Source organism: Streptomyces sp. NPDC048248 (assembly GCF_043201875.1).
Taxonomy (GTDB): Bacteria; Actinomycetota; Actinomycetes; order Streptomycetales; family Streptomycetaceae; genus Streptomyces.
This window is the reverse complement of sequence record NZ_JBICZL010000009.1, coordinates 125,144-133,620: the sequence shown is the minus strand read 5'-3', so window position 1 is coordinate 133,620 and position 8,477 is coordinate 125,144. Positions and strand designations below refer to the sequence as shown.

Annotated in this window: 6 protein-coding genes; 3 read left to right on the top strand and 3 right to left on the bottom strand. The window is 74.3% G+C overall.

What is annotated here, in order from left to right; genetic code table 11:
* Nucleotides 1–130 precede the first annotated feature (130 nt).
* Nucleotides 131–1,267 carry a hypothetical protein gene (locus ACGFZW_RS20885; protein ID WP_393894649.1) on the bottom strand — a complete coding sequence of 379 codons (1,137 nt, stop codon included), beginning with the start codon at nucleotides 1,265–1,267 and terminating at the stop codon, nucleotides 131–133.
* A 146-nt stretch (nucleotides 1,268–1,413) separates the two neighbouring features.
* Between ACGFZW_RS20885 and ACGFZW_RS20880 the strand changes: the two genes are divergently transcribed.
* Nucleotides 1,414–3,561 carry a DUF6350 family protein gene (locus ACGFZW_RS20880; protein WP_393894648.1) on the top strand — a complete coding sequence of 716 codons (2,148 nt, stop codon included), beginning with the start codon at nucleotides 1,414–1,416 and terminating at the stop codon, nucleotides 3,559–3,561.
* 55 nt (nucleotides 3,562–3,616) lie between these two features.
* Here the strand turns inward: ACGFZW_RS20880 and ACGFZW_RS20875 are convergent, their stop codons facing one another.
* Nucleotides 3,617–4,585, bottom strand: coding sequence for a hypothetical protein (locus ACGFZW_RS20875; RefSeq protein ID WP_393894647.1), 969 nt, complete (start codon nucleotides 4,583–4,585; stop codon nucleotides 3,617–3,619).
* Between the two features lie 280 nt (nucleotides 4,586–4,865).
* Here ACGFZW_RS20875 and purN point away from each other — a divergent pair, with 280 nt between their 5' ends.
* Together purN and purH are read left to right on the top strand one after the other, a co-directional pair.
* Complete coding sequence (gene purN, locus ACGFZW_RS20870; protein ID WP_393894646.1) at nucleotides 4,866–5,522, top strand: phosphoribosylglycinamide formyltransferase; 657 nt, start codon at nucleotides 4,866–4,868, stop codon at nucleotides 5,520–5,522.
* Nucleotides 5,519–7,084 carry a bifunctional phosphoribosylaminoimidazolecarboxamide formyltransferase/IMP cyclohydrolase gene (purH, locus tag ACGFZW_RS20865; RefSeq protein ID WP_393894645.1) on the top strand — a complete coding sequence of 522 codons (1,566 nt, stop codon included), beginning with the start codon at nucleotides 5,519–5,521 and terminating at the stop codon, nucleotides 7,082–7,084. The genes purN and purH overlap by 4 nt, the downstream gene beginning before the upstream one ends.
* Before the next feature lie 422 nt (nucleotides 7,085–7,506).
* Here purH and ACGFZW_RS20860 read toward each other — a convergent pair whose 3' ends face one another.
* Nucleotides 7,507–8,073, bottom strand: a complete 567-nt coding sequence (locus tag ACGFZW_RS20860; protein WP_393894644.1) for a hypothetical protein — start codon at nucleotides 8,071–8,073, stop codon at nucleotides 7,507–7,509.
* Nucleotides 8,074–8,477 lie beyond the last annotated feature (404 nt).

Below are 8,477 nucleotides of genomic sequence, written 5' to 3'. Positions count from 1 at the left end.
CCCCGCGGCGCGGCTGGCCGCCCCCCCCCCCCCCCCCCCCCCCCCCCCCGCCCCCCCCCCCCGCGCCCCCCCCCCCGGGGGGGGCCCCGCCCCCGCGGCCGTTTTCGGCGGACGGCGGCAGGCCGGACGGCTAACGGGTCTCCGGGATGAGGCGCGCGTCCGGGGGCGACCTTCGCACGGCCGCCCTCTCCCGGCTGTGCGTCCTGCCGGACTCGTTCGCCCCGTCCCGCTCCGCCCGCCGGTCGGCCTTGTGGCCCGAGCGCTCCGGGCCGGCGGGGCCGGCTGGGCCGGCGGGGTCGGCTGGGCCGGCCGTGGCCGACGCGGTCGCGGCGGGCTCCTTCGGAGTCCGGTGGCTCTCCGGCGCGCCGACCACCGCGAACACGGCCGCCACCGCGATCAGCCCGGTCAGTCCGAGCGCCGCGTGAGTGATGCGCCGGGCCCGCCGCTCGCTGCCGACCCTGACCCTTCGCGGCGCCGGCGGATCCACCGGCTGCGCGGCGGCCAGCTCGGTGAGCCTCGCGTGCAAAATCTCACCCTGCCGCACCGGTGGCTGCGCGCCGAGCCGCAGATCCGGCAGCCGCTCGGCGACGGTGTCCCGCGCGCGGATCAGCCGCCCGGCCGCCGCGGGGGTACTCGCCTCGATCTCGGCCGCGGTCTCGTACAGCCCCAACCCGACCCCGTCGTGCAGCAGCAGCGTCCGACGGTAGGGCGCGGGCAATTCCAGCAGGGTCTCCAGCAGCGCGCGGTGCGTGGGATCGGCGGGCGTCGCGGGCGCCTTGCGCGCCGGCTTCTCCGCGCCGCGACGCCCGGGCCGAAGCCGCTGCCACGGCGACAGCGCGTAGTCGTACGCGGCGGCACGCACCCATCCCGCCGGGTCCGGATCCTTCGCCACCTCGGGCCATCGGTGCCACGCCAGGTGAAAGGCCCGCTCGACGGCACGCCGGGAGGGCCGGCGCCGCCCGGTGAGCAGATACGCCTGCCGGATCAGTGCGGCGGCGTGCTGGTTGTAGAGCGCGTCGAAGGCGGCGGTGGCGTCCCCGGTGGCGGCGGGGAGGTCGTCGTGGCCGGAAGCCGACGCGTCTGTTGATGCTGCCTCAGGAGCGATACGGACCTCATCACCTGATGGAGCGTCGGCAACTTCTGACAGAAGGTCGAGTGGCAACTCGGGCTGCGCCCCGGGCGGTTCCGTCGCCTGCCCCGCTGCGGTGCTCCCCGGCGGACGGGGCCGCTGCCGCTTGCGTGAGGTCCGCTGCTTGCGCTGCGTCATCTCTGCCGCTCCCCGCCGGTGCCGGACGGGTCTAGGGGCCGCGTGCCACGGAGGAGTGCGAAAGCATGCATAAGCATATATTGCGCGACACGTCGGGCATTTGCCCACTACCTGGATGAATGGGGTGTTGTTGGCAGCATGGCGGTGTGAGCCAGTTGACCGACCATGGCCCGACGTTCTCCTCACAGGGCCGAGCCGCCGCGCAGCGATCCTCCGCGATCGGCGCCGCCTTCGCGGGCGGGGTGATGGCCGCGGGCCTCGGGCTCGGCGCCGTCGTGGTCGCCGTTCTCCTGCTGTGGGTCGCCTCCCCGTACCCCGACAGCGCACCGACCCGGGCCCTGCATCTCGCGGCCGACGTGTGGCTGCTCGCCCACGGCGGCGACCTCGTGCGCACCACGACACCCACCGGCCCACCGGCCCCGGTCGCGGTCACGCCGCTGCTGCTCGCCGTCCTCCCCGTCCTGCTGCTCCACCGGGCGGCCCGGCACACCCTGGCGGGCGCGGTCTGCGACCCGCACGGGCCCGGGCCGGCCGGTCCCGGTGAGCCGGGGGCCGCCGGCACCCCGCAGGACCACTCCGACCGCGACCGTGACAGCGAAGGCGACCGTGAAGGCGACCGCGGACCGGGGCACGCCTCCGGCAGCTCCCCTTCCCGGGGCAGCCGGGTCACCGCCGCCACCGAAGCGACGGTCGCGCCACGCACCCTGCTCGGATCGCTGCTGGCCGGCTACGTCCTGGTCGCTTTCACGGTGGTGCTGTACGCCTCGACAGGCCCGCTGAGCGCGGCGCCGCTCAGCGCCCTGGCGGCCGTACCGGGCGCCGCGATCGCCACCCTCGCCGTCACGGCCTGGCGCACCCTCGGAGACGCGGCGGCTGACCTCTTGCCCGACCGCGTGCGCCGCGCCGTGACCGGCCTTCCGACCGGTGTCCGGGCGGTGCTGACGGCTCCACGGCTCGCCCTCGCGCTGCAAGCCGCTGCCGCCGCGGTCACCACCCTTCTCGCATCCGGCGTGCTGCTCACCCTCCTCGCGCTCGTCCTGCACGCGGGGGAGGCGCGCGAGGACCTGCTCCGGCTCGCCCCGGACTGGGTGGGCCGCTGCACGGTCGTGCTGCTCTGCCTCACCCTCCTGCCGAACGCGGCCGTCTGGGGCGCCGCGTACGGGCTGGGGCCGGGCTTCACCGTCGGGGCGGGCAGCGCGGTCGGGCCGCTGGGCGTGGCCGGCTCCCCGGTGCTGCCGCACTTCCCACTGCTCAGCGGCCTGCCCGACCCGGGAGCCGGTGGCCCGCTGAGCTGGTCGGTGGCCGCGGCGCCGGTGGCCGCGGGGGTACTGCTCGCCCGATACGCCGCACGTCCCCCCGGGGGGCCCGGCTCCGTCGCCGCGCCCTGGACCTGGCGGTCGACCGCGTCCGTGGCGAGTCTGGCCGCCGTCGGCTGCGGCCTGGCGATGGCGGTGGTCGCCGCCCTCGCCGGAGGGGCCCTGGGCACCCGCGCGCTCGGCGACTTCGGCCCCAGCTGGTGGCTCACCGGCCTCGCGGCGGCCGGCTGGACCGCGGCGATCGGCATTCCGGGCGCTCTCGTCGTGCGGGTCTGCCGACTTCGTTCCTACCGGGGCCCGAACGGGACCGTGCCGCCGGGGCTGCGGGAAAGGGGTGACGGTCCCGAGGCACGCGGCCGGGCCGGAGACGGCGCGCTGCGGGACGCCTTCGCCGACGAGCCGGCTGCGGAGCATGTCGGGCGCCGGTGGTTCGTGCGTCCTCGCGAGGAGCCCGGCGGCATGCGGGCCATCCCGGACCCGGCGGCACGGCCGCCGCTGCCGCGCGAGCCCGCCGAGCTGACCACTCCGGGCGCCGGCACCGGGCCTGCGGGCTCGCCGGGCGGCCCCACCCGCGCCGCCTGTGCCGTCCCGCGTCGCCGGTCGTGGCGCGACCCTCGGACCTGGTGGCCGGCCCGGGGACGTACCTCCGAGGCCGCGGACGTGTCCGACGCGCCGTCAGGTGAGGCTGAGGCCCCCTCGTCCGGTGATCCCTACGACTCGGGTGCGACCATGCGGCCCTACGGTGCCTGGCACGCCGCGGACTCCCGCCCGGCCCGCTGGTCACAGCTGCGGGCGGCTTCCGGGGGCCTGATGGCCGACTTCCCGCCGCAGGGTCCCGCGCAGCCACCGTCGGAGCCGCCTTCGTCGACGGAGCCGCCCCGGCCTCCTGCGTACCAGGACGCGCACGCGGAGGGGCCCGCGCGCGAGGCGGACGCGGTTCAGGCCCGTGCGGGATCTTCCGGCGGCGGACAGTCGTGACGCCGTGGCGCCCCCTGGGCGCCCGGCCGGTTGTCCCCGCGACCGGACGGAGCTCCTACTGCTGCGTGCTCAGCAGCGGACGCAGCTGCTCGGGGAGCAGCTTCTCGCAGGACTTGGCGGCGGACCGGGTCAGGGCGTCGTCCACGCACGTGAAGTAGTCGCGGTAGACGAGCTGGACGGTGAAGGTCGCGGCCACCATCATCAGCGCGAGCGTAGCGGTCACCAGCCCGGCGATCGCGGCAGTGGTCTGCGGGCGGGTGGAGCCCTGAGCCGCCGGTGCGCCGGGCTGTCCCGGAGCGGGCGGGGCGGCGCTCGGCGCGGGCCGCCCCTCCATCGCCGCGGTGGTCGCGGCCGCGGTCGACCGCGCGGTGCTCGGCTTGGCGCGCAGCGAGCTGATCCCCCAGTAGAGGGCCAGGGACGCCAGCAGCAGGGAGATCTCCGGCAGGCTGAAGAGGACGAAGAAGAACGACCACATGCCGGAGAGCAGGGCGTAGCGGGCGCGCCGCTGCGCCGGGTCGGTCGGGTCCCAGCGCAGACCGCCGGGCCCGCCGCCGGATCCAGGACCGCCCTGGCCACCGCCCTGCTGACCGTTGCGGCCGCCCGGCCGGGAGCCGAAACCGCCGCTCTGCCTGCCGGGCTGGCGGCTGCTCCACTGGCTGCCCCACGCCGGGGGCGGCTCCTCCTGCTGCCCGGGCTCCTGCTCACCGTCGTCGCCCTGGCCCTTGCCCTGGCCGTGCGGGGCGGGGTGGCGCGGGCGCCACTCCTGCTCGGGGGCGTCGGCCGGCGGAGGCGCGAAGGGGTTGTCCCGGTCGGCGGGCGTGCGGCGGTCCCGGGCGCCGTTGTCCTCCGGCGTGTCCTGGGGGCCGTTCGTGGGCTCGGAGGAAGAGGAGTCCGGGGAGGAGGACGACGACTTGCGCTCACGCGGGAGCAGGACCATCCCGGGGGCGGTCACGGGATGGGGGTACCACCCGGCGGTAGCGGGGAGAGGGAGGAGGAGGGCCGCGCGGCGGCGTCGGTCCGGCATCTGGAGTGAGTCTTCCCCTTGTCTTGGCCGTCCCCCCGGCCGGTGGACCGGAGGGACGGTTACCACGAACAACATGCGCTCTTACGCCTGACGCTACCTCCCGTGCCCGCCCCCGTCCCGTGGGGGCCGCGCGGTGTGCCGGTATCGTTGCTGACGGTCGGCGCCTTCGTAGGGTTCCCCGTATTCACGCAACCCATGGCTTCGTACGACCGTACAAACCGCCAATGCGGCCGTACGCCCTCCGCCAGACAGCAGCACCCCCGCGAGAAAGACCCCCACCGTGGCCTCCTCTCCCACCGCGCCCCGCGCGGACGCGCCCGTTCCGCCCGCCCGGCTCGTCGTGCTCGTCTCCGGTTCCGGGACGAACCTCCAGGCACTGCTCGACGCCATCGCCGAGGAAGGGGCGGCGGCCTACGGAGCGGAGATCGTGGCCGTGGGCGCCGACCGGGGCGACATCGCGGGGCTGGAGCGCGCCGAGCGGGCCGGTCTGCCGACGTTCGTCTGCCGGGTCAAGGACCACGACAGCCGTGCCGACTGGGACGCGGCACTCACCGCCGCGACCGCCGCGTGCGAACCCGATCTGGTGGTGTCGGCCGGGTTCATGAAGATCCTGGGGAAGGAATTCCTCGCCCGCTTCGGCGGCCGCATCGTCAACACCCACCCGGCGCTGCTGCCGAGCTTTCCCGGTGCCCACGGCGTGCGCGACGCGCTCGCGTACGGCGCGAAGGTCACCGGATGCACCGTCCACTTCGTCGACGAAGGCGTCGACACCGGCCCGATCATCGCCCAGGGCGTGGTCGAGATCCGGGACGAGGACGACGAATCCGCGCTCCATGAGCGCATCAAGGAAGTCGAGCGCTCGCTGCTCGTCGAGGTCGTGGGGCGTCTGGCGCGTCACGGCTACCGCATTGAGGGACGAAAGGTACGTATCTCGTGACCGCCACCGAAGGTACGAAGCGGCCCATCCGCCGCGCGCTGGTCAGCGTCTATGACAAGTCCGGACTGGAGGAGCTGGCGCAGGGGCTGCACGCCGCGGGCGTCCAGCTCGTCTCGACCGGCTCGACCGCGGGCCGGATCGCGGCCGCCGGGGTGCCGGTCACCAAGGTCGAGGAACTCACCGGCTTCCCCGAGTGCCTCGACGGCCGGGTCAAGACCCTGCACCCCAAGGTGCACGCGGGCATCCTCGCCGACCTGCGGCTGACCGACCACCAGCGGCAGCTGGCCGACCTCGGCGTCGAGCCGTTCGACCTGGTGGTCGTCAACCTCTACCCGTTCCGGGAGACCGTCGCCTCCGGCGCGACCCCCGACGAGTGCGTGGAGCAGATCGACATCGGCGGCCCCTCGATGGTCCGCGCCGCCGCCAAGAACCACCCGTCGGTCTCCGTCGTCGTCAACCCCGACCGCTACGGCGATGTCCTCGAGGCGCTCGCCGGCGGCGGCTTCGACCTGGCCGCCCGCAAGCGGCTGGCCGCCGAGGCGTTCCAGCACACCGCCGCGTACGACGTCGCCGTCGCCTCGTGGTTCGCGGACGACTACGCCGCCGCCGACGACTCCGGCTTCCCCGAGTTCCTCGGTTCCACCTACGAGCGCAAGAACGTGCTGCGCTACGGCGAGAACCCGCACCAGGGTGCCGCGCTGTACGTCAACGGCGAGGGCGGGCTGGCCGACGCCGAGCAGCTGCACGGCAAGGAGATGTCCTACAACAACTTCACGGACACCGAGGCCGCCCGCCGCGCCGCCTACGACCAGTCCGAGCCGTGTGTGGCGATCATCAAGCACGCCAACCCGTGCGGCATCGCGGTCGGTCCGGACGTCGCCGAGGCGCACCGCAAGGCGCACGAGTGCGACCCGCTGTCCGCCTTCGGCGGCGTGATCGCCGTCAACCGTCCGGTGTCGCTCGCGATGGCCGAGCAGGTCGCGGAGATCTTCACCGAGGTCATCGTGGCACCCGGCTACGAGGACGGCGCCGTCGAGGCGCTCTCCCGCAAGAAGAACATCCGCGTGCTGCGCTGCCCGGACGCGCCGTCGAACACCGTCGAGGTCAAGGCCATCGACGGCGGGGCCCTGCTCCAGGTCACCGACCGGCTGCAGGCCGAGGGCGACGACCCCTCGACGTGGACCCTGGCGGCCGGCGAGGCCCTGACCGAAGTCGAGCTGGCCGAGCTGTCATTCGCCTGGCGGGCGAGCCGCGCGGTGAAGTCCAACGCGATCCTGCTCGCCAAGGACGGCGCCACGGTCGGCGTCGGCATGGGCCAGGTCAACCGCGTCGACTCCGCGAAGCTGGCCGTCCAGCGGGCCGGTGAGGAGCGGGCACGCGGGGCGTACGCCGCCTCGGACGCCTTCTTCCCCTTCCCCGACGGCTTCGAGGTGCTCGCCGAGGCGGGCGTCAAGGCCGTGGCCCAGCCCGGTGGTTCGGTCCGCGACGAACTCGTCGTCGAGGCCGCCAAGAAGGCGGGCGTGACGATGTACTTCACGGGCACCAGGCACTTCTTCCACTGAGCCGCACAGCACAAGGGCCGCAACCCCGGCGGGGGTTGCGGCCCTTGTGGCGTGGACGCTGCTCCAGGTCACCCACAGGGTGCAGGACGAGGGTGACGACTCTTCGACGTGGACTCCGGTGGTCGAGCGAGGCCCCGTTCGAGATCGAGTTGTCCTTCGCCTGGTCCAGCGGGCCGCGCCGTGGAGTCCAACGCGATCCTGCTCGTCGAGCACTCGGGGCGTACGGCGCCTCGGGCGTCTTCTCCTCGTTCCCCGGCGGATTCGAGGTGCTCGCCGAGGCGAGGTCAAGGCTGTGGCCCAGCTCGATGGGTCCGTCCGCGACGAACTCGTCGCCCTTCACTGAGCCGCGAATTGCAAGGGCCGCAACCCCGGAGGGTGTGCGGCCCTTGCAATGTCGACGCCTTCTGGTTCGGGCGCGATGCTCAGTAACGCGGCCTGTTGAACCAGGCGTTGCCGTCGTCCTTGGAGACGAAGACGATGACCATGATGCCCAGCGCGGTGTGCACCAGACCGAGCGGGAAGGTCATCAGGCTCGCCAGGGTGTTGGCGATGCCGAAGATGATGCTGGCGATGCGGACACCGTTCCCGCCGTTGGCGAACTGCAGGGCCAGGGTGATGGCGGCCGCCGAGAAGATCACGATCAGCACGATCAGGGCGATCAGCACGCCCTTGCCGACGTTGAGCATGGCCGCGGTCTCGTCGGTGTCGTACGGCGAGGTGTTGTGCGCGGCCTTGCTGACGCTGCCCAGGCCCATGACGGCGAAGATCAGGCCGATGACGTTGAGGCCGGCCAGCACGAACAGCATCACGCGGGCCGCCTTCACGCCGCCCGGCATCCCGTTCACATAAGGCGCACCGGGCATCCCGCCGCCCGGGTACGGGCCGTACGGCGACGGCGGCGGAGGCTGCTGCGGATAGCCGTAACCGGGCTGCTGGCCCGGCTGCTGGCCCGGCGGCGGACCGTAGGGGTTCTGATTCGGGTAGCTCACGAGCGGTGTCCTTCGGGCTTCTTGAGCGGATGTCAGCGGAGGGGACGAAAGGCCGGTGGGCCGCGTCATGATCTGCGGGGCATGTCCCGGCTGTCCCACCCAAGATGCGTTTCCGGGCGGTGTCCGTGACCTGCCTCATGCGGCGTGGTCGTCACCGGTCGTGCGGCGACCGGCAGGAGCGCTGCGGGCGTGCCCCGTAGAGCGCCGCGAAGGCCCCGATCGCGCTGTTGCGAGGGGGCCTTCGAGGAAGGGAGCGCGTCGGCGTCATGGGACGGCCGCAGGGTGGAGCGGGGGGGGGGGGGGGGGGGCGGCCCCCCCGCGGGGGGGGGGGGGGGGGCGGCCCCCCGGGCGGCGGTCGTTTGGGCGCGTGTCGGGCGGGTGTGGTACCCCAGCCGGCCCCGGGA

Excerpts from the sequence above, each read along its gene's own strand:
- ACGFZW_RS20885 (WP_393894649.1), bottom strand. The coding sequence starts at position 1,267 with ATGACGCAGCGCAAGCAGCGGACCTCACGCAAGCGGCAGCGGCCCCGT.
- ACGFZW_RS20875 (WP_393894647.1), bottom strand. The coding sequence starts at position 4,585 with ATGCCGGACCGACGCCGCCGCGCGGCCCTCCTCCTCCCTCTCCCCGCT.